The following is a 477-nucleotide window of genomic DNA, read 5'->3' as shown; positions in this document are numbered from 1 at the left end:
AGATCTGGTCACACCCGTACCCAAAATGTATTCTGGCTACAGACGTAACCAGAAGGGGGTTCAAGGTGGACATGCCGCACCAGGTGCTCGAGCAGATGCTGCAGCGGAAGTTCGACAAGGACATTCGTCAGCACTACTTCCGCGGCATGGAGTTCGCCGGGCCGGCGGGCGATCCGGGATGGTTCGGTCCGGGCAGTGCTGTCTGGCATGTCCACTCCCACACCGAGGCACTGATCTTCGGCCTGCAGTGCGCGGCCTTCATCGAACGCCTCGATCCGTCGATCTATTGGATGGGCATGCACCATTCGCGGCTGGTCAAGCGCGACGAGAACGGCACCGCCATTCCGGTCATCGACCCGCAGGGCGCAGCCGTCCGGCTGGGCCACTCCATCGCGTTCTTCATCGGCACCGCCTACGGCAACACCGAGACCGCCGAACGGGTGGCCAAGACCGTGCGCGCCATGCACCACACCATCA

General features: G+C 63.1%; 1 protein-coding gene. It reads left to right on the top strand.

What is annotated here, in order from left to right:
* Positions 1-71: 71 nt before the first annotated feature.
* Positions 72-477 (top strand): oxygenase MpaB family protein (locus RM572_RS28955; protein ID WP_311676330.1); only part of this gene is annotated, 406 nt, incomplete at its 3' end.

Origin of the sequence: Streptomyces hazeniae (assembly GCF_031845485.1) — a bacterium.
Classification (GTDB): Bacteria; Actinomycetota; Actinomycetes; order Streptomycetales; family Streptomycetaceae; genus Streptomyces; species Streptomyces hazeniae.
Note: the sequence above shows the minus strand (reverse complement) of the source record. Positions and strands in the feature narration are given on the sequence as shown.